The organism is Amycolatopsis decaplanina DSM 44594, assembly GCF_000342005.1.
In the GTDB taxonomy this organism is placed as follows: Bacteria; Actinomycetota; Actinomycetes; order Mycobacteriales; family Pseudonocardiaceae; genus Amycolatopsis; species Amycolatopsis decaplanina.
Genome location: NZ_AOHO01000084.1, coordinates 58,100 through 79,963, shown reverse-complemented (window position 1 = coordinate 79,963; position 21,864 = coordinate 58,100). Strand labels below are relative to the sequence as shown.

General features: G+C 69.6%; 24 protein-coding genes. 6 read left to right on the top strand and 18 right to left on the bottom strand.

The genetic code is table 11. The annotated features are described in order from the left end of the window. Window positions 1–137: 137 nt before the first annotated feature. Window positions 138–1,211 carry a GDSL-type esterase/lipase family protein gene (locus H074_RS38035; protein WP_007035426.1) on the top strand — a complete coding sequence of 358 codons (1,074 nt, stop codon included), beginning with the start codon at window positions 138–140 and terminating at the stop codon, window positions 1,209–1,211. Window positions 1,212–1,282: 71 nt separating this feature from the next. On the opposite strand, the gene H074_RS38030 is transcribed toward H074_RS38035, so the two are convergent. The 6 genes from H074_RS38030 to H074_RS38005 are packed head-to-tail and all read right to left on the bottom strand — an operon-like array spanning window position 1,283 to window position 5,270. Then, the gene (locus tag H074_RS38030) at window positions 1,283–1,582 is read right to left on the bottom strand and encodes a hypothetical protein (RefSeq protein WP_005150941.1); all 300 of its coding nucleotides are present in this window, start codon (window positions 1,580–1,582) and stop codon (window positions 1,283–1,285) included. After that, on the bottom strand, window positions 1,569–1,796 hold the full coding sequence (locus tag H074_RS38025; RefSeq protein WP_007035425.1) for a hypothetical protein: 228 nt from the start codon (window positions 1,794–1,796) through the stop codon (window positions 1,569–1,571). The genes H074_RS38030 and H074_RS38025 overlap by 14 nt, the downstream gene beginning before the upstream one ends. A gap of 46 nt (window positions 1,797–1,842) precedes the next feature. Beyond that, window positions 1,843–2,295, bottom strand: coding sequence for an Lrp/AsnC family transcriptional regulator (locus H074_RS38020; protein ID WP_007035424.1), 453 nt, complete (start codon window positions 2,293–2,295; stop codon window positions 1,843–1,845). Next, window positions 2,292–3,434 (bottom strand): M24 family metallopeptidase, encoded by a 1,143-nt coding sequence (locus tag H074_RS38015; protein WP_007035423.1) that lies wholly within the window; start codon window positions 3,432–3,434, stop codon window positions 2,292–2,294. Before H074_RS38015 ends, H074_RS38020 begins: the two co-directional genes overlap by 4 nt. A 10-nt stretch (window positions 3,435–3,444) precedes the next feature. Further along, window positions 3,445–4,695: an MFS transporter gene (locus H074_RS38010; RefSeq protein ID WP_007035422.1), complete on the bottom strand. Its 1,251-nt coding sequence runs from the start codon at window positions 4,693–4,695 to the stop codon at window positions 3,445–3,447. Then, window positions 4,692–5,270 (bottom strand): ArsR/SmtB family transcription factor, encoded by a 579-nt coding sequence (locus tag H074_RS38005; RefSeq protein ID WP_007035421.1) that lies wholly within the window; start codon window positions 5,268–5,270, stop codon window positions 4,692–4,694. The genes H074_RS38010 and H074_RS38005 overlap by 4 nt, the downstream gene beginning before the upstream one ends. A gap of 118 nt (window positions 5,271–5,388) precedes the next feature. Between H074_RS38005 and H074_RS38000 the strand changes: the two genes are divergently transcribed. The 3 genes from H074_RS38000 (at window position 5,389) to H074_RS37990 (ending at window position 7,911) form a co-directional block, all read left to right on the top strand. Next, window positions 5,389–5,925, top strand: coding sequence for an NADPH-dependent FMN reductase (locus H074_RS38000; protein ID WP_007035420.1), 537 nt, complete (start codon window positions 5,389–5,391; stop codon window positions 5,923–5,925). 76 nt (window positions 5,926–6,001) lie between these two features. Beyond that, window positions 6,002–6,946 carry a 5'-3' exonuclease gene (locus H074_RS37995; protein WP_007035419.1) on the top strand — a complete coding sequence of 315 codons (945 nt, stop codon included), beginning with the start codon at window positions 6,002–6,004 and terminating at the stop codon, window positions 6,944–6,946. Continuing rightward, a complete protein-coding gene (locus H074_RS37990) occupies window positions 6,943–7,911 on the top strand; it encodes a pirin family protein (RefSeq protein WP_007035418.1) in 969 nt (322 codons plus the stop codon). The genes H074_RS37995 and H074_RS37990 overlap by 4 nt, the downstream gene beginning before the upstream one ends. 91 nt (window positions 7,912–8,002) lie before the next feature. Here the strand turns inward: H074_RS37990 and H074_RS37985 are convergent, their stop codons facing one another. The 5 genes from H074_RS37985 to H074_RS37965 all read right to left on the bottom strand — a co-directional run bounded on the left by H074_RS37985 (window position 8,003) and on the right by H074_RS37965 (window position 15,190). After that, entirely contained in the window at window positions 8,003–9,223 is a 1,221-nt protein-coding gene (locus tag H074_RS37985; RefSeq protein ID WP_007035417.1) for a GNAT family N-acetyltransferase, read from the bottom strand. 44 nt (window positions 9,224–9,267) lie between these two features. Continuing rightward, window positions 9,268–9,666, bottom strand: coding sequence for a DUF4333 domain-containing protein (locus H074_RS39875; RefSeq protein WP_007035416.1), 399 nt, complete (start codon window positions 9,664–9,666; stop codon window positions 9,268–9,270). 34 nt (window positions 9,667–9,700) lie between these two features. Next, window positions 9,701–10,900 carry a GNAT family N-acetyltransferase gene (locus tag H074_RS37975; RefSeq protein WP_007035415.1) on the bottom strand — a complete coding sequence of 400 codons (1,200 nt, stop codon included), beginning with the start codon at window positions 10,898–10,900 and terminating at the stop codon, window positions 9,701–9,703. Between the two features lie 41 nt (window positions 10,901–10,941). Then, window positions 10,942–11,718, bottom strand: a complete 777-nt coding sequence (locus tag H074_RS37970) for a DUF4333 domain-containing protein (RefSeq protein WP_007035414.1) — start codon at window positions 11,716–11,718, stop codon at window positions 10,942–10,944. Window positions 11,719–12,412: 694 nt separating this feature from the next. Continuing rightward, the gene (locus H074_RS37965) at window positions 12,413–15,190 is read right to left on the bottom strand and encodes a DEAD/DEAH box helicase (RefSeq protein WP_007035413.1); all 2,778 of its coding nucleotides are present in this window, start codon (window positions 15,188–15,190) and stop codon (window positions 12,413–12,415) included. A 111-nt stretch (window positions 15,191–15,301) separates the two neighbouring features. Here H074_RS37965 and H074_RS37960 point away from each other — a divergent pair, with 111 nt between their 5' ends. Further along, window positions 15,302–15,889: a hypothetical protein gene (locus H074_RS37960; protein ID WP_007035412.1), complete on the top strand. Its 588-nt coding sequence runs from the start codon at window positions 15,302–15,304 to the stop codon at window positions 15,887–15,889. Here the strand turns inward: H074_RS37960 and H074_RS37955 are convergent. From H074_RS37955 to H074_RS37925, 7 genes are all read right to left on the bottom strand, one after another. Further along, window positions 15,873–16,748: a diacylglycerol/lipid kinase family protein gene (locus H074_RS37955; RefSeq protein ID WP_007035411.1), complete on the bottom strand. Its 876-nt coding sequence runs from the start codon at window positions 16,746–16,748 to the stop codon at window positions 15,873–15,875. The genes H074_RS37960 and H074_RS37955 overlap by 17 nt on opposite strands. Window positions 16,749–16,754: 6 nt before the next feature. Further along, a complete protein-coding gene (tatC, locus tag H074_RS37950; RefSeq protein ID WP_007035410.1) occupies window positions 16,755–17,726 on the bottom strand; it encodes a twin-arginine translocase subunit TatC in 972 nt (323 codons plus the stop codon). Window positions 17,727–17,836: 110 nt separating this feature from the next. Then, window positions 17,837–18,169 (bottom strand): Sec-independent protein translocase subunit TatA, encoded by a 333-nt coding sequence (tatA, locus tag H074_RS37945; RefSeq protein ID WP_007035409.1) that lies wholly within the window; start codon window positions 18,167–18,169, stop codon window positions 17,837–17,839. 37 nt (window positions 18,170–18,206) lie between these two features. After that, window positions 18,207–18,416, bottom strand: a complete 210-nt coding sequence (locus tag H074_RS37940) for a bacteriophage holin (protein WP_005150907.1) — start codon at window positions 18,414–18,416, stop codon at window positions 18,207–18,209. A gap of 9 nt (window positions 18,417–18,425) precedes the next feature. Continuing rightward, window positions 18,426–19,403, bottom strand: coding sequence for a helix-turn-helix transcriptional regulator (locus H074_RS37935; RefSeq protein ID WP_007035408.1), 978 nt, complete (start codon window positions 19,401–19,403; stop codon window positions 18,426–18,428). Further along, a complete protein-coding gene (locus tag H074_RS37930; RefSeq protein ID WP_007035407.1) occupies window positions 19,400–20,380 on the bottom strand; it encodes a helix-turn-helix transcriptional regulator in 981 nt (326 codons plus the stop codon). The genes H074_RS37935 and H074_RS37930 overlap by 4 nt, the downstream gene beginning before the upstream one ends. Window positions 20,381–20,389: 9 nt before the next feature. After that, window positions 20,390–20,821 carry a winged helix-turn-helix transcriptional regulator gene (locus H074_RS37925; protein WP_007035406.1) on the bottom strand — a complete coding sequence of 144 codons (432 nt, stop codon included), beginning with the start codon at window positions 20,819–20,821 and terminating at the stop codon, window positions 20,390–20,392. A 102-nt stretch (window positions 20,822–20,923) separates the two neighbouring features. On the opposite strand from H074_RS37925, the gene H074_RS37920 reads away from it, so the two are divergent. Beyond that, a complete protein-coding gene (locus tag H074_RS37920; RefSeq protein ID WP_039924540.1) occupies window positions 20,924–21,862 on the top strand; it encodes an NADP-dependent oxidoreductase in 939 nt (312 codons plus the stop codon). Window positions 21,863–21,864 lie beyond the last annotated feature (2 nt).

Sequence of the window (21,864 nt, the reverse complement as noted above, 5' to 3'; positions counted from 1 at the left end):
GCGGCCGGGCCGCATCGGGTGCTTCCCTTCCGATGCGGCCCGAAACGGACTTGACGGAGGCGGGCTGGCCGGACATCGCCACCGTCACACCGCCATGATCACCCTGCCGGGTCGCCTGTCCGTAGAATCCGGTGACGATGCGACGTTTCCGGTGGTGGTGGGGTGCTCTCGCGCTCACGTTCGTGGTGGTTCTTGTCGGGTTCATTGCCTTTACCGGGTCGGAAAGCCGCCCAGGGCAGCCGTCCCCGCGCCAAGGACCGCCGGGGACGGGGCCGCTGACGGTCGTCTCCATCGGCGACAGCACCGTTTCCGGTGAAGGCGCGGGCGACTACACGCCCACGACCAACGGGCAGGGCGGCAACTGGTGCCATCGCTCCCCCAACGCCTTCGTCGAGCAGATCAAGATCCCCGATGTCACCGCGCGGGTGAACCTCGCGTGTTCGGGGGCGCCCTCGGAGCAGATCGCCTTGGGCGAAGCCAAGCAGTGGACGGAGCCGTCACAGGCGCAGCAGCTGGCGGACCTGATCAAGGATCATCGGGTCGCCGCGGTGGTGATCGCGGTCGGCGCGAATGACGAGCCGAAGTTCTCCGCTCAGGTCAGCGAGTGCTTCAAGGCTTGGTTCTCGCCGCAGAACCCGCCGTGCAGCACGGCTCTCCGCACCACCTGGAGGTCCAAAGTGGACGCCATGGTGCCGAAGGTGACCAACGCCGTCGCCGACGTCAAGAAGGTGCTGGCGCAGGCGGGTTACGTCCCGGCGGACTATCAGCTCGTGTTGATGTCTTACGCCTCGCCTGTCGGCCCCCAGATCCCGGAAGCGCTACGCAGCCTCAACGGCTGCCCGTTCCGCACCGAGGACCTGGAGTGGATGCGCCGCGACGGCGTCTCCGTCCTGTCGGACGGGATCAAGGAGGCGTCAAGGGCGACCAGTGCACGGTTCCTCGACCTTTCACGGGCGGGCGCCGGCCGCGAGGCGTGCAGCGGCGACCCGGCGAGCGAGTGGTTCAGCAGGCTGACATTGCAGCTGCGCGACCTCGGCCAGGTCGACCGCGCGAGCCACGCGTTGCAGGAGTCGTTCCACCCCAACGCGAACGGCCACGCGCAGATCGCGAACTGCCTCAACGAGTTCCTCGCCGCGCGGGCGGGGAACGCGTCGTGCCTCTCCGGCCCCGACGGCAAACTGCACGCCGCGCCTGAGGTTGTCGCCCGTTAGTCGCGTGATCAGACGCGCGACACGCGTGATTGGAGACGTAACACGTGTGTCGTCCGTCCGATCACATGTAGCTAGAGATCCAAGGCGGCGCGCAACGCGATGTCGATGCGCTCCTGGACCTCTTGGTCGATCTCCGCGATCTTCTCGTCGAACCACGGCCGGTACAGGCGCGTGAGATTCAGCGTGGAGACCCAGTACCGCGCGTCGACGGCGACACCGAGGATGTCCTGGGGATCACGGTCCAACAGTTCGGTGCCGAGCAGCCACGGCCGCTCGGATTCGTTCACCCCGTCCGAGGACAGCAGGACGACGGTGCGCTGCCGTGCCGGTTCGGTCGGGGGGTGGTACGTCCAGACTTCACCCCTGTGCACGCAGATCCTTCTCCGCGGCGGTCAGCTCGGCCTCGTCCGATTCGGCGGACGGTTCGACCGGGGCGCGCTGCGGGGTGTATCCGGTGCGGACGGCTTCCCTGCGGGCCGCTTTGGACAACCACGACGAGACCGAGATCCCGTGTGCCTTGGCGGCCCGCTCGGCGAACTCGAGCGCACCACTGTCGAGTGAGAGAGTGACCTTACGTGTTGCCATACCTTTTATCGTACCCGCGCCGCGCAAGCCCAGCCGTTTTCCGCTCTCACAATGTGGGCGAGCGTCCCTCGAACGGCGTCGACAGCACCACCGTGGTCCGGGTCGAGACCTTGGCGGACTCGCGGATCCGGCGGAGCAGGTCCTCCAGGCCGAGCGGCGAAGCCACCCGGACCAGGAGGATGTACGACTCGTCCCCGGCGACCGAGTAGCAGGACTCGATCTCCTTGATGTGCTCGAGACGCTGCGGGTAGTCGTCCGGAGCGGCCGGGTCGTTCGGCGTCAGCGAGATCAGCGCCGTGAGCGGGAGGCCGATCTGCTCTCCGTCGAGCCGCGCGGTGTATCCGAGGATGACCCCGCGCTGCTCCAGGCGGCGCACCCGCTGGTGCACCGCCGACACCGAAAGCCCGACCCGCTCGGCCAGATCGGTGAAACTGCGCCGTCCGTCCGCGGCCAGTTCTCCCACGATGGCCTGGTCCAGCGGCTCCAGGGAACCGGTCATGCGTCGAGCACGATCAGATCGTGCGGACGCTGGTTGACCGGCTCGACGCCGTCCTCGGTGACCACGACGATGTCCTCGATGCGGGCGCCCCAACGGCCGGGCTGGTAGATGCCGGGCTCGACGCTGAAGGCCATGCCCGGCTCGAGCGGCAGCGCGTTGCCCTTGATGATGTAGGGCTCCTCGTGCACGTCGAGGCCGATGCCGTGGCCGGTGCGGTGGATGAAGTACTCGCCGTAACCCGCCTCGGCGATGATGTCGCGCGCGGCGGCGTCGATCGACTCGGCGGTGACGCCCGGGCGGACGGCCTCGACCGCGGCCTTCTGGGCACGCTGCAGGACGGCGTAGGTCTCGGCGACATCGGCGTCACGCGGCTCGCCCACCGCGTACGTGCGGGTGGAGTCGGAGTTGTAGCCCTCGGCGATCGGGCCGCCGATGTCGACCACGACGACGTCGCCGCGCTCGATGACGCGCTCGGAGACGTCGTGGTGCGGGCTGGCGCCGTTGGGGCCCGAGCCGACGATCACGAAGTCCGCGTGGGTGTGGCCCTCTTCGACGATGGCGGCGGTGATGTCGGCGCCGACCTCGGCTTCGGTGCGGCCGGGGCGCAGCCATTCGTGCACGCGGGCGTGCACGCGGTCGATCGCGGCACCCGCGTCGCGCAGCGCCTGGATCTCGGCCGCGTCCTTGCGCATCCGCAGTTCGCGCACGATCGGCCCGGCCAGCGTCTGCTCGGCGTCACCGAGCGCGCCCCGGAAGGCGAGCACGTGCAGCGCCGGGGTGAAGTCGCTGACCGCCACGCGGCCGGGCTTGCCCAGCCTGTCGGCGACCAGTTCGTAGGCGTTGTCGCCGTCCACCCAGGTGACGATCTCGATGCCGAGTTCGTCGGCGGGGACGTCGGCGTAGCCGGGGGCTTCCAGCTTCGGCAGCACCAGCGCCGGGACTCCGTCGGCCGGGATCACCAGTGTGGTCAGCCGTTCGAAGGAGCCCCCGGCCTGGCCGATGAGGTAGCGCAGGTCCGAGCCGGGTGCGATCAGCAGGGCGTCGGTGTCGGCGGCGGCCGCGGCGGCGCGGGCCCTGTCGAGGCGGGCGCGAAGGCTGGCGGCGTCGGGGGTTGGGTTGTGAAGGGAACGGCGCGACATGATGGCGAGCCTAGTCGGTCCGCGCCCCTTGGTTCACCGGCCGGTCGCCCCCGATCGGGGCGGGATCGTCGAGCCCCCGCCAGACCCGGAAGATGACCGGGAAGGTGCCGGCGATCAGGTACAGACCGCCGAACACGGCGAGCGCGCCGACGAGCCCGATACCGTCCAGCAGCAACCCGGCCGCCATCGAGCCGAGCGGCATAGCGGCGAGCACCCCGCCCACCAGGAGGCTGAGCACACGGCCCCGGACGGCTTCCGGGACCCGTTCGTAGACCGCCGGGAGCACGATCGGGTTGAGCGCGCCCGCCCCGATCCCGGCGACCACGAGTCCGGCGAGCAGCACGGCCGGCGCGGGTTCCAGCGCGAGCAAGGCGAATCTCGGCGCGCCTTCGATCGCGACCGCGACGAGGATCGCCGTCCGCCGCGAAAACCGGTGGCCCGCCCAGCCGTAGAGCGCCGAACCGAGCAGCGCGCCCGCCGCGACCGCGGTGATCATCGCGCCGATGAGTGCGGTGCTGTGCAGGACCTGGTCGCCGTACGCCGGATACAGGACGCCGAGCAGCCCGAAGTCGAGGCTGTTGGTGAGCATCAGCATGCCGACGACAGCGCGCAGCACCGCGTCGCGTTTGACGTACCCCAGCCCTTCGCGCAGTTCCTTGAGGTATCCGCCCGACGGCGGTCTCGGCGGACCGGCCGCGGCCGGGATCAGAGCGAACACCAGTGCCGCGGACAGCAGGAGCGTGCCCGCGTCGACGAACAGGACCGGAATGGGCCCGATCAGCCCGATCAGCGCGCCGGCGGCGGGTCCGCCCACCATCCGTCCGGTCCTCATCGCGGCTTCGACGGCGCTCGCGGCGCGGCTCGTCCTGATCCCGCCTGCGTCGGCGACTCCCGCGAGCAGCACCTGCTTCGCCGTGTCGGCCGGGCCGCGCGACACGCCCATCACGAAGGACAACACGATCAGTCCGGGCAGGCCGAGCCCCGTGGTGTTCACCGCGAGCGGGATCAGCAGCACCGTGACGGTGGTCAGCAGATCCGCGCCGACGCTGGCCCGGCGCGTGCCGACCCGGTCCACGATCGGTCCGCCCAGCAACGCGGCGACCATCAGGCCCAGCACCTCGGCCGCGGTGACGAGGCCTGTCTTGGTGCCGCTGCCGGTGCTCTGCAGGACGAACCAGGGAATCGCGAGCAGCGTCATCATCACCCCGGCCGAGGAGATCCCCGAAGCCACGACCAGGGCCCCCAGTGGCATCCGGCTCATGGCGTCTCCGGCCGGGATTTCCTCGGGAAGGCCGCCCAGTGCACGCGGACCTGGGTGTCTCCGTCCTGTTCCGGACGGCGGTAGCGGCCGATCACCTCGAGGATCTCGTCGCTCAACGCGGCGGCCTCGTCAGGCGTCAGCGAGAGCTGCGAGTCTTCAAAGGTGACCTTGTCGATCCACTGGTCCGCCCAGTCCCGCACTTCGGCGACGAATTGCGCTTCGGCGGCGTAGCGCCGCTCGATCATCGTGTGCGCGTAGGCGTTGAACGGACCGGCGAGGTCGGGATCGTCGATGAAGTCCTTGGCGCGCATCTGGTCCCCCTCGTGCACGGCTTTCCACCACCTGTCGCGCCTGCTGCCGCGTTCGGTGTCCTCCGTGATCAGCCCGGATTCGGCCAGCTGACGCAGATGCCAGCTCGTGGTACCGGAACTCTCTCCCGCTCGCTTCGCCAGCCCGGACGCCGTCGCCGGACCGTCCTCCCGCAGCAATTCCAGGATCTTGACCCGCAGCGGATGCGACAACGCCCGCAGGATGCGGCCGTCGACCCGCGCGAGATACCTCTCGCTCGTCCCCATGCCTTTCATCCTACGACCGCAGAGAATCCTTTGCAAAGAGTTCTCTGCGATTAGTCCCTGGCGCGACAGGATTCTGGAGTTTGACTTCAAGTTAAGTGCAGGTTTTACGGTCTTGGACATGACAACGAACTCGCCTTACCAGCTCGCCGTCGTGATCAGCAGCGTCCGCGAGGGCCGCTTCGCTCCCGTCGTCGCGAACTGGTTCCTCGACCGCGCCAAACAGCGCGACGACGTCACCCTGTCCGTCATCGACCTGGCCGAATCCCCCGACAGCCTCTCCTCCGGTGTCGCCGCCGCGGACGCCGTCGTCGTGATCGTCCCCGAGTACAACCACAGCTACCCCGGCCCGCTCAAGACCGCGCTCGACGCCACCGGCCCCGAGTGGCACGGCAAGCCGGTCGCCTTCGTCTCCTACGGCGGGATTTCCGGCGGCCTGCGCGCGGTGGAGCATCTGCGTCCGGTCTTCGCCGAACTCCACGCCGCGACGATCCGCGAGACCGTGAGCTTCCCCTACGCCTGGAACCACTTCGGCCCTGACGGTGAACACGACGACCTCGAAGGCGCCTCCCTCGCGGCCACCACCCTGCTGAATCAGCTGAACTGGTGGGCCAACGCCCTCCGCGACGCACGCCGGGCGCGGCCCTACGCGGCCTGACCGATGTCCGTGGAGGACCCGGCTGGGGGTCGGGTCCTTCACGGACATCCGGGCCGGGACATGGCAGGCTGTCCGCGTGACCGGACCACTCGCTCTCCTCGATTCCGCGAGCCTCTACTTCCGCTCGTTCTACGCACTGCCCGAGTCGATGACCGCCCCGGACGGGACGCCGGTCAACGCCGTGCGCGGGTTCACCGACACCGTCGCGCGGATCCTCGTCGACCGGCGGCCCTCCCGGCTCGTGGCGTGCCTCGACGCGGACTGGCGGCCGAAGTTCCGCACCGATCTGCTGCCCAGCTACAAGGCGCACCGGGTGGCCGAAGAAGTCCCGGAAGGCGGTGACGTCGAAGAGGTACCGGACACGCTGACGCCGCAGGTACCGATCATCCTGGAGCTGCTGGAGGCCTTCGGGATCGCGACGGCCGAGGCGGCCGGATACGAGGCCGACGACGTCATCGGTGCCCTCGCGATCCGCGAGAAGGAATCTCCCGTCGAGGTCATCACCGGCGACCGCGACCTGTTCCAGCTGGTCCGCTGTGAACCGACGTCCACAGTGGTCATCTACGTCGGCAAGGGCTGGAACAAGGCCGAGGTCCTCGGCCCGGACGAGATCGCCGAGAAGTACGGGATCCCGGCCGGGAACGCCGGTCCCGGGTACGCCGACATGGCCGCGCTGCGCGGAGACCCGTCGGACGGACTGCCCGGCGTCGCCGGGATCGGCGAGAAGACCGCGGCGAAACTGATCACCCAGTTCGGCTCCCTGCAGGAGCTGATCGAGGCGGCCGCCGCCGGCGACTCGCGGGTGCCGCTCAAGACCCGGCTGCGGCTGACCGACGCCGCCGACTACCTCGCGGTCGCCCCGACCGTCGTCCGGGTCGCGGCCGACGCGCCGGTCGAGCAGTCCCGCCCGGACACCGTCCCGTCCGAGCCCGCCGACCCGGACAAGGTCGCGGAACTCGCGGAGCGCTGGAATCTCGGCCGTTCGGTGGAGCGTCTGCTGGCCGCGCTCCCCAAGCCGTGAGCAACACCGAGGCCGACCCGGCCGAACTGCGGTGCCGGGAACGACCGGGCGAAGGCGTCACCGTGCTGACACCGCGCGACGTCCCGCTCGGCGGTCCGCGCGCGATCCGGGTCCGCCGGACACTGCCGCAACGCCAACGGTCCCTGATCGGCGCGTGGTGTTTCGCCGACCACTACGGCCCGCAAGACGTGTCCGAGTCCGGTGGGATGGACGTCGCGCCGCATCCGCACACCGGTTTGCAGACCGCGAGCTGGTTGTTCAGCGGCGAGATCGAGCATCGCGACAGCATCGGCACCCAGGCCATGGTGCGGCCCGGTGAGCTCAACCTGATGACCGCCGGGCACGGCATCGCGCACTCCGAAGTGTCCACACCGGACACCGCTACGCTGCACGGCGTCCAGCTCTGGATCGCGCTGCCGGACGAACACCGTGACACCGCGAGGGACTTCCGGCACTACGCGCCGCCGCTGCTCCGGCTGCCCGGCGCCACCGCGCGGGTCTTTCTCGGCAGTCTCGCCGGGACCACTTCACCGGTCCCGGCGTTCACTCCCCTGCTGGGCGCCGAACTCACCGTGGAGCCCGGAGCGATTTTGACACTCGACGTCGACCCCGAGTTCGAACACGGTGTCCTGCAGGACATCGGTTCCGTCACCGTCGCCGGTGCCGCACTGGACACCGGCGAACTCGCCTACCTCGCGCCCGGCGCCGGGCGGCTGGAACTGACCAATCCCGGCGGTGAACCGGCCCGTGTGCTCCTGCTCGGCGGGACCCCGTTCACCGAGGAACTCGTCATGTGGTGGAACTTCGTGGGCCGCAGCCACGAGGAGATCGCCGAGTACCGCGAGGCATGGCAGGCACAGGCGGACCGGTTCGGCCGGGTGGAGGGCTACCAAGGCACCACGGCGTGGCTGCCCGCACCCACGCTGCCGCAGGTGCGGATCAAGCCCCGTCGCAATCCGGCCTGAGGCGTGAGTCCCGAGCGCCACGTTCGAGACGGTGAGCGTCCCGGGCGAGGCGCTCGAGACCCGCTCCTTACCACTCACGAGCGGCCGCGGCCTAGAAGAACGTCCCGCACCAAGGCGACCGCGCGGTGTGGAACAGCGCGTCGGCACGGGCGACCGCCGACTCGTTCAGAACCTCGGCGCGGCCCGACAAAGCCAGGTCGCCGAAGAGACCGTGGCCGAGGTACAGCGACGACAAGGTGGCGACGTCCAGCCTCAGATCGGCCTCGGCGGTCGTGCGTTCCACGCCGTCCGGGCCGACGACGTAACGGCCGTTGTTGTCCGGAAGCTGCTGGTCGAGCACTTCGAGCACCACTGGTCCGGCGGCGCCGTAGGCGCGTGCCCGCAGCGCCGCCGGGACGTCGATGAGCCGCAGCCACAGGTCGTCGATGACCTCGGTGGTGTTCACCGCGCGCGGGTCGGTGAGCAGTTCGGCGATCGGCTCGTCCAGCGGGCGGCCCCGGCCGGCGACGGCCGAGACCAGGTCGACCGACAGCAGGAAACGCCACAGTCCCGCCCAAGCCTGTGGTGTGGCGGCATGGAAGTCACGGATGTCCAGGATCGCTCCACGCTCCGGCGCCTGCCGGTCACGCGCGTCGATGGTCTGGTAGACGACGAACCCGTCGTCCCCGTCCGGTCCACTGTGGATGGCCACGCGATAGCCGTCGGTCCCGGTGACCACCCGGTCGAAGAATCCCGGCCACCAGTTGACCGGCCGGGCGACGAAACCTGGCCGTGTTCCCTCGAAGCGGTTGTACAGCGCGGGAACGCGCTCCACGGCTTCGGCAGGGGTGACGAATCTGACCACCCCGTCCCGCCCCACGCCGTCACGAAGCCGGGCACGCGGGCGTTCGACCGAAACGCCTTTGCAGAAAGTCGCCGCGCCGTAACCGAAGCGGCCGTAGATCACGGCTTCCGAAGCGTGTAGAGCCGCCAGCGGGACACCGCGCGCCGCGAGGTCTTCCAGCTGTACGGCCATCATCGCGGTGAGAATCCCGCGGCGGGTCCAGTCGGCGCGGACGCCGACACCGTCGACGGCCGCCGTGGCGAGCTTCTGTCCACCGGGGACGGTGAGCTCGACGTCGATCGAACTGGCGATCCCCACCGGGGTGCCGTGTTCGTCGAACGCGGCGAATTTCCCGGCGGCGGGCCAGGACGGAGCCATCTTCGCCCAGGCCTCGTCCGTGGGCGCCTTGCCGTGCAAGGACTCCGACAGGAGGTCGAGGCAGGCTCGCTGTTCGCCTTCGGCCACGGCACGCACAGAAAATTCGCTCATACCCGTCGATCCTGCCGTCCGCTCCGGGCGAACCCAACCGGTTTTCAGGCGGGCGCGCCGACTTCGTAGCGGCCGTCGTCACCGGTGACGGTGATCGTGACGGTCTTGCCCTCCCCGCCGACCTGCACGGTGCAGGTGAACGTGCTGCCGTCCTTGACCGTCTGGTTCGACGGGCAGAGCACGTCGCCGACCTCTCTCACCTGATAGGTCTCGGTGAGGATCTTCCGCACGTCCGCCTGCATGGTTCTCGGGTCGAAGACCCGCCCCGGGGCGTTGGAGGACGAACCGCGCGACGTGGCGGGCGTACTCGACGAAGCACCCGTCGTCGGCGGGACCGTGACGGTCTTCGTCGCCGGCGCGGGCGCCGGGGTGTCCGAACACGCCGCCAGCACCGCGAAAACGGCACAGCACAGACCGACCGTCGCGACGGCTCGCCTGCTCAAGCTTCTCCACCCCCACCGGTGTGATCATCCAACGTCAGAAGAAGGTACCGCACCAGGGGTTCACCCGCGTGCCGAACAGCAGGTCCGCCCGCTCCAAGGCCGCCTCGCCGGTGGCGCGGACGCGTCCGGCGGCCGCGAGATCCGACGGACGCCAGCCGCCGAGGTACACCATCGACAAGGTGTCGGCGTGCAGTTCGAGATCCGCCGGGTCGGTGGTGCGGGCGGCGCCGTCCTCGGAAAGGCGGTAGCGGCCGGAGTTGTGTTCCAGGAAGGGATCGGTGACTTCGATGACGACCGGTTCGCCCCGGTACGTACGGGCGTCGAGCATCGTCGCGACGTCGACCAGCCGGAACCAGCCCTCGTCCTGGACCTTCGGCACCGCCGCGTCACGCGGGTCGGTGAACAGCAACTCGACCGGTTCGTCGAGCGGCCGTTTCTCGGCGGTGATGCGGTCGACGAGGTCCACGGACAGCAGGTAGCGCCACAACCCGGCGAACGCGTCGGGACTCGCGTAGTGGAAGGAATGGACCTTCATCAGCGCCGGGGCGCCGAAGTGAGCTCTCTCGACGGTGTAGGTGACAAAGCCGTCGGCCCCGTCCGGGCCGCGGTGCACGGCTGTCGCGATCGGAGTGGTCGCCCGGCGCACCTCCCGAATGTAGCCCGGCCACAGATTCGGGCTCCGCGCGATCATGCCGGGCCGGGTACGCGGGACGGCGTCGAACAGCGAAGGCCATTGCTCGATGGTGCTTTCCAGATCCAGCAGGGAGATCTGCCCGCCGGCCGGTACCTCGGGACGGAACTTGGCGCGGCGCCTGTCGATCTCGATCGACTTGGCCCGCACGGCGACGCCGTACCCGAACCTGCCGTAGATGGCGCCCTCGGACGCGTGCAGCATCGCCGCGGGGACACCGCGGGCGGAGAATTCCTCGAACTGGGCGCGCATCAACGCCGTCAGCACGCCACGGCGGGTCCGATCGGCGCGGACACCGACCAGGCTGACCGCGGCGAGCGGCGTGGTGCCGCCACCCGGCAGTGTCACTTCCGAATCGAAGGACCGGACGGTGCCGATCAGCTCCGGGTCGAACGCACCGAACCCGCGATCCGGCTGCACCGACGCGGCGATGGCCGACCATTCCTCGTCGGTCATCTCCTTGACGTGCAAGGCGCGCCTGAACAGGTCCGTCGCGGCCCGTTCCTCGTCGGACCGCAGCAGCCGCACTGAAAAGTCGCTCATGGCACGATCATGCAGGATCGACCACGCCCGGCGCCCGCCGTTTACTTGGTGACGGCGGGCGGCGAGACCTCGTAGTTGCCGGTGTCACCCTTCACGGTGATCGGCACCTCCTGCGGCTTGCCCTCGATCGTGGCGGTGCAGGTGAACTTCACCCCGTCCTTGACCTCCTGGCCGGAGGGGCAGGTGACCGCGCTGATCTCCTTGATCCCGTAGGTCTCGGTGAGCAGCTTCTGCACGTCGGTCTGCATCTGGGTGTTGTTGAAGACCTGGGTGTTGAACCAGCCCGGCGTGACGAATCCGAGGATGCCGACCGCGGCGATGATCACCACGAGCGCGCCGATCCCGATGAACAGGCCCTTCTTGGACTTGGGCTTGTCCTGCGACTCGCCCTGGGTGCCCGGGACCTGGCTCTGGCCGTAGTCGTACTGACCGGGCTGCTGCCCGTACTGCGGCTGCTGCTGCGGGCCGCTCTGCGGGTAGCCGGGCTGCTGCTGCGGGCCGCTCTGCGGATAGCCCGGCTGCTGGCCGTACTGCGGCTGCTGACCCCACTGAGGCTGCTGTTGCTGCGTCTGGGAGGGGTCCTGCTGCGGATATCCGGGCTGCTGCTGAGACGACGGGTCGTAGGGCGCGGGCTGCTGACCCCACTGGGGCTGTTGCTGCTGGGTCTGCGACGGGTCGTACTGCGGCTGCTGGCCCCACTGCGGTTGCTGCTGCGGGCCGCTCGGCGGTTGAGCGCCGCCCGGCTGTTGCCCGTAGCCCGGCTGCTGCCCCCACTGGGGCTGCTGCTGCGGGTCGTTGCCGCCATACGGCGTGCTCATCGTTCGCCTCCGCCTGTTCCGCCATCGTCACCGGCCGACCTGCATGGCCGTCGTGGGCGATCCAACCACAGGTCGGCGCCCCTGCGCACTGTTCCCACGTGGTGTCGGGTCAACTCGCCCCAAACCACCTCGTGAGTGGTGAGGACGTTTCCAACGAGTGGTAAGGCAGCGTTGGCGGTGGCGGGGGTGCGCAGTCGGTTCAGGTGATCGTGAGTGACGATTCGGGTCAGAACCGACTGGTATTGGCCTATCTCCTGTTGACCTGCACGAGGGCGAAGATCCCAGCGGGTATCGGGACCGTTGGTGAAGGAATTAGGACACTCAATGTCCCGATTCCTTCATCGACGCGAGGTGGCCCCGTCCCGGACCATGATCAACGGAAGATACGGGACACTCAACGTCCCCCATCTTCCGTTGATCATGGCTGTGCCACCCAAACCCTGCGGCCGACACACCGCGACACCAGGACGGGCCGGATCCACTGGGAAGCAAATACCGGTTCGCCAGAACACGAATCGCCACTCACGACAGTGACCTCGACCTGCGTCGTCCCCGCCTGACAGCGCGGCTTTTGCGACCGGGGTGACCGGCGGGGCACGTGAGGCATCGATTCAGCCGGTCACGACTCCCTCCACCAGGACACGCCACGATTGCCTTACCCCTCAATAACCGTCCTCGCCACTCAAGAGGCCGGTCACGCGCCGCCGGCCGCCACGACTCCGCGTCGCAGCGCCTTCACCGCGTCCGAGGCCGCCGCCCCGACCGGATCCGCCTTCCCGAGAACGTCGCGGATCTGGTCCAGCAGATCGATGACCTGCCGCGACCACCGCACGAAGTCACCGGCTGACAACTCCTGCCCGTTCGCTTCGGCGGCGGTGAGGACCTTCTCCAGCGATTCCCCGCGCGCCCACCGGTAGACGGGCCAGGCGAAACCGGCGTCGGGCTCACGGGTGCGGTCCAGTTTGTGTCGTCGCTCGTCCTCGGTGAGCTCCATCCACAGGCGCGTGGTCGCCTGCCAGGCGTCGAGCACCTTGCCCGCGGGCAGGCGAGGCTCTCCCGCGGTGTCCCGTCGTGCCTCGAAGACCAGCGTCGAGACGACGGCCGCGAGTTCGGCGGGAGCCAGGCCCTTCCAGACGTCGTGCCGGATGCACTCGGCGGCGAGCAGATCGGACTCGCTGTAGAGGCGGGTGAGCCGCTTGCCGTGTTCGGTGACGCGGTTCTCGCCGTCGCCGTTCGACTCCGGGCCGAGGTACCCGCGCTCACCGAGCAGCCGCAGGATGCGGTCGAAGGCGCGTGCGAGCGAATGCGTGGTCGCGGCGACCTTGCGTTCCAGTTGCCCGGTCTCGGCCGTGAGCCGCTGGTATCGCTCGACCCAGCGCAGGTTCGCCTCACGTTCGGCCAGACCGTGGCACGGATGCGCGCGCAACGCCCGCCGCAGCGCGGCCAGCTCACCGTCCTCATTGGCCCCCGCACGGCGCCTTTGCCTGCCGGGCAAGGAGATCCCCGCGTTGCGAAGGCTCGAGGCGATGTCACGGCGGGTCTTGGGCGAGCGCAGCTCGATATGCTTCGGCAGCTTGATGTTCCCCAGCGCCTCCACCGGCGACGGGAAGTCGGAGACCGAGAGCGGCCCGGACCAGCGGTCCTCGGTGACCACGACGGGCCGCGGTTCGCGGATCGGGTCGAGCCCCGGGTCGACGACGACCGCGAGCCCCGCGCGCCGTCCCGCGGGCACGGCGATGACATCGCCCTTGCGGAGCTTCTCCAGCGACTCGGCCGTCCCCGCCCGGCGGGCGGAAGTGTTCTGCCGCGAGAGCGCCTTCTCCCGGGCGGAGATCTTCGCCCGCAGCTCGACGTACTCCAGCATCTCGTCGAAATCGCCGGTGATGGCCGACGTGTAGCCCCGCAGGGCCTCCTTGTTCCGCTCGATCCGCCGCGCCGTCCCGACCACCGACCGGTCGGCCTGGAACTGCGCGAACGACTGTTCCAGCAGGTCACGGGCCGCCTCGGCGCCGACTTGGGCGACCAGGTTCACCGCCATGTTGTAGCCGGGCCGGAAGGACGACCGCAGCGGATACGTCCTCGTCGAGGCCAGACCGCCGACCTGCTTCGGGTCGATCCCCGGCTGCCAGGCGACGACCGCGTGGCCTTCGACGTCGATCCCACGTCGCCCCGCCCGCCCCGTGAGCTGCGTGTACTCCCCCGGCGTCAGGTCGACGTGCGCCTCGCCGTTGTACTTCACCAGCCGTTCCAGGACCACGGTGCGCGCGGGCATGTTGATGCCGAGCGCGAGTGTCTCGGTGGCGAAGACGACCTTCACCAGGCCTTGGACGAACAGTTCCTCGACGGTCTCCTTGAACGCCGGGAGCAGCCCGGCGTGGTGCCCGGCGATGCCGCGTTCGAGCGCCTCACGCCACTCCCAGTAGCCGAGGACGCCGAGATCGCCTTCCGGTAGGTCCTTGGTGCGCTCGGCGACGATGCGACGGACCTTTTCGACCTCGTCGGGGCCGTTGAGCCGGAGGCCGGACCGGACGCACTGACCGACGGCGGCGTCGCAGCCGGCGCGGGAGAAGATGAACACGATGGCGGGAAGCAGACCGGCGTTGTCCAGGCGCTCGACCGTGTCGGTGCGGGACGGAGGCCGGAACCTCGGCATCCGCGACGGCACCCCTCGCCGCCCCCTCTGCCCGCGTGCCCCGGCCGGGGCGAAACCGCGGCCGACCTCCTCGGTGCGCCGCAGCAGGCTGGGGTTGATCCGCAGTTCGGTGCCGGGCGCGTGTTCCTCCTGACCGGCGAACAGGTCCATCAGCCGGTTACCGACCAGCATGTGCTGCCACAGCGGCACAGGCCGGTGCTCGTCGACGACGACGGTCGTGTCGCCGCGGACCTCGACGAGCCATTCGCCGAACTCCTCCGCGTTGCTCACCGTGGCCGACAGGCCGACGACGCGGACATGTTCGGGCAGGTGGAGGATGACCTCTTCCCAGACGGCGCCGCGGAACCGGTCGGCGAGGTAGTGGACCTCGTCCATCACCACGTACGCGAGTTCGCCGATGGTCGAGGACCCGGCGTAGAGCATGTTGCGCAGGACCTCGGTGGTCATGACCACGACCTGCGCGTTGCCGTTGATCGAGGTGTCTCCGGTCAGCAGGCCGACGGCGTCGGTGCCGTAGCGGCCGACGAGATCGGCGTACTTCTGGTTCGACAACGCCTTGATGGGTGTCGTGTAGAAGCATTTGCGGCCCTCGGCGAGGGCGAGGTGCACCGCGAACTCGCCGACCACGGTCTTCCCGGCGCCGGTGGGCGCGCAGACGAGCACGCCGTGACCGTCTTCGAGCGCCTCGCAGCCGCGGACCTGGAAGTCGTCGAACTCGAACGACGACTCCGCCGCGAAGCGGGTCAGCTGGGGGTACCGAGCGCGGCGCTGGGAGGCTGCGTAGGCCTCGGCCGGGGTCTGAGAAGGGCTATTGACCACTTCGTCAGGGTTCCATACCCCACCGACAGTTCGCACTCGGTGTGACGATCTCGGGAACGACCGGCACACCTCTGTCATCAAAGGGGCGGATCGTGATCGAGAGGGGACGCCATGGAGATCGCTTGCCCGCACTGCGCGCGGGTCGACCAGGTGCAGAGTGTGCCGGCGGTGTTCCAGAGCGGGCAGACGACCTACCGGGTGCAAGGGGGCATGGCGGCCGTCCCTGCCGGTGACGGGGTGGTCTACACCGCGACGACACACACCGGCGTGTCGGTGACCGCGACCGCGGCCTCGCTCAACCCGTACCCGGTGGTGCGCGGCGGCGGCTGCTTCCTGGCGCTCGCGCTGATCATGCTGATCCCCGCGTTCGTGTTCGTCGCCTTCGCCACCGACGTGCTCGCCGAGAACCCCGCCCCGACCGAGGGCGGCCGCATCGGACAAGCCATCGGAGCCTGGATCTTCCCGTTCGGCGCCTTCGCGCTGGTAGCGCTGTTCGCCGTGCTGTTCGTCCTCCGGCTGCGGCGCAACGCGCGGATCCGGCGCGGCATTCCCGACGCGCTGGCGTTCTGGCGGCAGGCGTGGTTCTGTCACCGCTGCGGCGGGGTGTTCTTCCCGCGCGGTGACCTGATGTCGGCCGCGACGTTCCGCGGGCAGGTGTGGCGCGCGGGTGACTACGCCGGGCTCACCCGACGACGGTGAGCGCGCCGGGGACGCAGCTGACGTCGATCGGCAGTCCGCCCAGCGGTTCGCCGTCGGCGTAGACCGGCAGGGTGCTTCCCGCCAGGTGGATCTGGCTGGCTTTGAGGGTCCGCACCGCCGGATGCGCGACGTGCTGCCCGGAGCGGACACCGGGCAGCATGCGGAGCAGATCGCGCCGGGTCGCGTCGCCCACGACGGTGACGTCGAACCGGCCGTCCTCCGGGTCCGCGCCGGGGCAGATCAGCATGCCGCCGCCGTAGTACGGAGTGTTGCCGACGGCGATCATGGTGGCGTCGAGTTCGAGCGTTTCGACGTCGGTGCGGAGCACGACCGGCCGGGGCCGGAACGCGGCGAGTTCCGCCAGGATCGCGACGTCGTAGCGGCGCGGGCCGCGTGGCCAGGTCAGCCGGTTGGCGCGTTCGGTGACGAGGGCATCGAAGCCGGAGCACAGCACGGTGGCGAACCATTCGCCACCGGCCCGGCCGAGATCCACCCTCCGCCGTTTCCCCTCCGCGATCCGCCTCGCGACGAGATCGACGGCCGCGTGCGGGTTCTCGGGGGTCCCGAGTGCCCTGGCGAAGTCGTTGCCGGTGCCCGCGGGGACGAGCCCGAGCGCGACGCCGGATTCGGCGCAGAACTGAACGCCCTGGTGCGCCGCGCCGTCGCCACCGAGGACGACGAGGACGTCCAGCCCGGCCGCGCGCGAATCGGTCATCAGCGCGCGGGACTCCTCGACCGTGCCGGCGACGAGGACGTCGAGCCGGTCCACGACGGGCCGCAGCCGCGCCGCGACCGACTCCATCAGCCGTCCCGCGGCACCGTTACCGGAGGCGGGGTGGACGGCCAGTGCCGCGTGCATCCCGGATCAGGTGACGTCGTCGGTGCTGGTCCGCTTGCCACCGGCGGTGGCCGAGGGTTCGTCGTCGATGGTGCTCGGCGTGTAGTCGAATGGCGCGGCCTCGTCGTCTGCGAGCTGGTCCCAGCCCTCGGTGCCACGGTCCTTGTCGAGCTTGCGGTCGTGGAAGCGCGCGATCTGGATCGACAGTTCCAACAGCACGATCAGGGCGCCCGCCAGGGCGAGCATCGAGAACGGGTCCGAACCGGGCGTCGCGAAGGCGGCGAAGACGAACACGACCATGATCAGGCCGCGGCGCCACTTCTTCAGCGCCTGGTACTTGAGGACGCCGACACGGTTCAGCATCACCACGAACAACGGGAGTTCGAAGCTGACGCCGAAGATCAGCAGCAGCGACAGGATGAACGAGATGTACTTGTCACCGGTGAGGGCGGTGATGAACTGGTCGCCACCGAAGTTCATCAGCAGTTCGAGAGCGTGCGGGATCAGGAGGTACGCGAGCACCGCGCCGAAGGCGAAGAGGATCGATGCGAAGAAGACGAAGGTGAGCGCGTACTTGCGCTCCTTCGAGTAGAGGCCGGGTGCGATGAACGCCCAGATCTGGTACAGCCACAACGGCGCCAGCAGCACAGCGCCCGCTGCGAGACCGACCTTCAGCTGGATCATGAAGGCTTCGAACGGCACCGTCTGGAGCAGTTGGCAGGGGCCGTCGATCCTTCCGCCGAGCCTGCGCTGGTACGGGATGCCGCAATACGGACCGGTCATGATCTGGCCGAGCGACGGGATCGGGCCCACCCTGGTCTGGAACCAGATGAAGCCGATGATCCCGCCCGCCAGGATGGCGAGCAGCGCGAAGCCCAGCCGGCGCCGGAACTCGTAGATGTGCTCGATGAGCGTCATCGTGCCGTCGGGGTTGCTCCGACGGCTGCGCTTGCGCCGCTTCGACCCGCGGCGCTCCTCACCGGAGGCGGAATCCGCCACTGAACATTCCGTTCTCGTCAGGGTCCACCATGAGCGCGCCGGGACTTCGGCGCGCTCATCCGCGAACAGGCTCCGCTGGGCTGGCTAGAAGCTGCTTGCCAAAAGACCGCTCAGCTGGCGTTCTTCTGCGCCTGCTCGGCCGGAGCGGGCGTGGCGGCCTGCTGCTTCTTGAGCTCGTCGAGCTGACGCTGGAGGTCGGCGACCTGCTTGTCCTGCGCGGTCGCGGCGGGCGCGGGCGTGGTGGCCTGCGGCAGCTGCTTGGTCTCGACCTCTTCGGTCTCGGCGGCCTTGTCCTTGTCCCCGGCCATGTCCTTGGTCTCGGCCTTGAAGATCTTCATGGACTTGCCGATGGACCGCGCGGCGTCCGGAAGCCTCTTGGCGCCGAACAGCAGAACAACGACGAGCACCAGGATGATGATGTGCCACGGCTGCAGCGCGTTCATCGTTTGCGGCCTCCTTCTCGAATCTCTGTGTGTGATGTTACCGGTCTTCGAGCCCACGTCGTTGCGCGATCGCCACGCGGAGCGCGGCCGACCGGGCACGAAGAAGCCCTGTCCGTTTTCGGGTGTTCGTAGCCACCATGCTCATCGTATGGGTGAGCACGCGCAAGACTCTGCGTAATTTGATTAGCAAAACGAAGAGCAGGATCAGCCCGGCGACGGCGAGCGCGATGCTCGGCAGGTACGACACGGCGTCACCCTACTGCTCGTAGGTTGACGTTAGGTGACAAGCCCGGGCCAGCGCGTCGGCCGCTCGTCGACGAACAGCCTCTCCGAGCGCGGCCGGGCTTTCGACCTGCGCGTCTCCGCCAAGACCGAGGATCAGCCGGACCATCCACGACTCGTCGGCGTAGCGCATCCGGATGCGCAGCCGCCCGCCGTCGAGCTCGTCCAGCTCCTCGCAGGGGTAGTACTCGGCTACCCAGCGTGCGTCGGGGTCGAGGACGAGAACGGCTTCCTGCTGATCGGGACGCGGGCGGAAAACACCATCGGAAATGTCAGTCGGCTGGGCGTGCGCGGGAGGGACGGCGGGTTCGTCGAGCACGGTGAGCTCGTCGATGCGGTCGAGCCGGAACAGCCGGACGCCCTCGGCGCGGCGGCACCACGCTTCGAGGTACCCGACCGCCTGGACGATGAGCAGCCGCATGGGGTCGACGGTGCGTTCGGTGATCTCGTCCTTCGACGCGGTGTAGTACCGGATCCGCAACGCACGTTTCGCGGTGAGAGCAGCCCGGACGGCTTCGCGAGTACCGGCGGTCTTCTTGCCCTCCCGCACTCCCCCGCCGACGACGATCCCCGAGGGCTGCGCCTGGCCCGCGGCGGCTTCGATCTTCGCGATGGCACGACGGACCGCGTCGGCGTCGACCACTCCGGGCGTCTCGGCCAAGGCACGCAGCGCGACGAGCATGGCCGTCGCCTCGCCGCCGGTGAGCCGCAGCGGACGGTTCATGCCGGCGTCGTGCGTGACGACGATCGTGTCGCCCTCGAAGGAGAGGTCGATCAGATCGCCGGGTCCGTAGCCGGGCAGCCCGCACATCCACAGCAGCTCGAGGTCCTTGCGCAGCTGTTTGGGCGTGACGTCGAAGTCGTGAGCGGCGTCGGTGATCTTGATACCGGGCCGGGCGAGGAGATACGGCACGAGCGCGAGCAGGCGCGGCATCCGTCCGGTGGCGCTCATCGGGCACCGCCGGCGTGCGCGATGGCTTCGAGGCGGCTGAAGACCGACTTCGCGAGGACCTCGGGCTCGAGGACGAGGACGTCCGGGCCGTGCGCGGTGAGCCAGTCCGCCGCCGATTCGGGGTAGTACAGCTCGATCTCCACGAGGTCGCCTTCTTCTCCCCCGGCGTCGCTGCGGCCGACCACACGGCCGCGGCGGCGGATCCCGGCGGCGCGGCCGTCGGCGACCCACACGCTGGCGGTGGTCGGCGCGGACGGGTCCTCGCTACTGCTGGCGGAGACCATCCGCAGCAGATTGACACCTTCCGGGCGTTCGACGACGCCGGTTTTCCCGAAGGCGTCGACCTTCCCTGTCACGCGCGAGAGGCGGAAGCACCGGGGCGCGCCACGGTCCCTGTCGTGCCCGACGACGTACCAGCGGCCCCGCCAGGACACCACGCCCCACGGTTCGAGGGTGCGGATCTTGCGCTCGGCCGAACCACTGCGGCGGTATTCGAAGCGCACCGCCTGCCTGGCTTGGACGGCGGCGAGCAGCGGGCCGAACGCCGGTTCGGCGCGGACGCGGGGTTCGACGACGGTCGGCGCGTGGTCGTCGACCTCGACCCCGGCGGCGCGGAGTTTCACCAGCGCGCCTTGCGCTTCCCCGGTCAGTTCCGGGGAATCCCAGAGCCGGACGGCGAGCCCGACCGCGGTCGCCTCGTCGGGCTCGAGGTCGATTTCGCCGAGTTCGTAGTCGCGGCGCGCGATGCGGTAGCCGTCGATCGCGTCGAACGCGGAGTTGCGGCCGGTCTCCAGCGGGATGCCGAGTTCGCGCAGTTCGGTCTTGTCGCGCTCGAACATGCGGAAGTACGCCTCGTCGCTGGCCGCGTCGGCGTACCCGGGCACGATGCCCCGGATCCGCTCGGCGGTGAGGTACTGCCGGGTGGACAGGAGGGCCAGAACCAGGTTGACCAGACGTTCGGCGCGTGCGGTGGACACCCGGCTACCCTAGCCCGCGCCGTCCGACCCGATGGTGAGAGCCGCCGATCGCGCGTCGTAACGCTCCCTGGCGGTCTCGACCTCGTCGAACCGGGTCTCGGCCCAGTCCTTGATCCCGGCCAGCAACTGCCGGAGACTCCGGCCGAGCTCGGTCAGTTCGTAGTCCACGCGGACCGGCACGCAAGCGGTGACGGTGCGGGTCAGCAGGCCGTCCCGCTCCAGGGTCCGCAGGGTCTGCGTGAGCATCTTCTGGCTGACGCCGGCGATCCGGCGGGAGAGGTCGCTGTAGCGCTGGGGCCCGTCGCCGAGGGCGACGAGGACGAGACTGACCCATTTGCCCGAGACCTCGTCGAGCAGTTTCCGGGCGGGACAGGCCGCGAGGTAGGCGTCGTAGGCCCGCTTTTCCTCGTCTCGCCGTTCCTGTGCCGTGCGCGTGACCACGATGCGCGTACCTCCGCGTGGGTTGGGCACCTCCAGGTGCGTACTTCCCGAAGGAGAGTAACTCCCCATACGTTCGCCTGGAACGATGCCTGGAGGAGAACGATGCGCGCTGTGGTGGTCCGCCGGTTCGGCGGTCCGGAAGTCCTGGAAATCGCCGAGATCCCGGTACCCGAACCGGGAACCGGGCAAGTGCGGGTGAAGGTGGCCGCGGCCGGGGTCAACCCGGTCGACGCCGGGACCAGGTCGGGTTTCCTGACCGAGGCGGGGATCGTCCCGCCGCGCGAGCTGCTCGGGATCGGCTGGGACGTGGCCGGGACGGTCGACGCCGTGGGCGACGGTGTCACGGGGTTCGCCCCGGGCGACGTGGTGATCGGCCTGCGGGACCGGCCGTCGGCTGCGCTCGGCACGTACGCCGATTTCGTCGTGCTCGACGCGGACGCGGTCGCCGCCGCCCCGCGGACGGTGTCCCTCGTGGAAGCCGCGACCTTGCCGCTGAACGGTCTCACCGCGGTTCAGGCGCTCGATCTTCTCGACCTCCCCTCTGGCGCGACGGTCCTGGTGACCGGCGCGGCGGGGGCGGTCGGCGGCTACGCGGTCACCTTGGCCAAGACACGCGGTTTCCGCGTGGTCGCGGTCGCCGCCACGGCCGACGAGACACTGGTCCGAGGATTCGGCGCGGAGGTTTTCGTGCCCCGTGGCGATTTCCTGGCCGATCGCGTGCGGGCGATGATCCCCGGCGGTGTCGACGCGGCGCTCGACACGGCATTGCTCGGACTCGAAGCCTTGGACGCCGTGGCGAACCGTGGCCGGTTCGTCGTGTTCGCGGCCGGAGCCGCCCCGATCCCCTTGCGCGGCATCAAGGTCGAGCACGTCTGGATCCGCGCCGACGGTGCCGCGCTCGCCGGACTGGCGACTCTGGCCGACAACGGTGTGCTCGCCCTCCGGGTCGCGGACACCCTGCCCTTGGCAGAGGCGGTGAAAGCACACGAGCGTCTCGCCACGGGCGGACGCCGCGGACGGCTGGTACTGACGAACGAATAAGT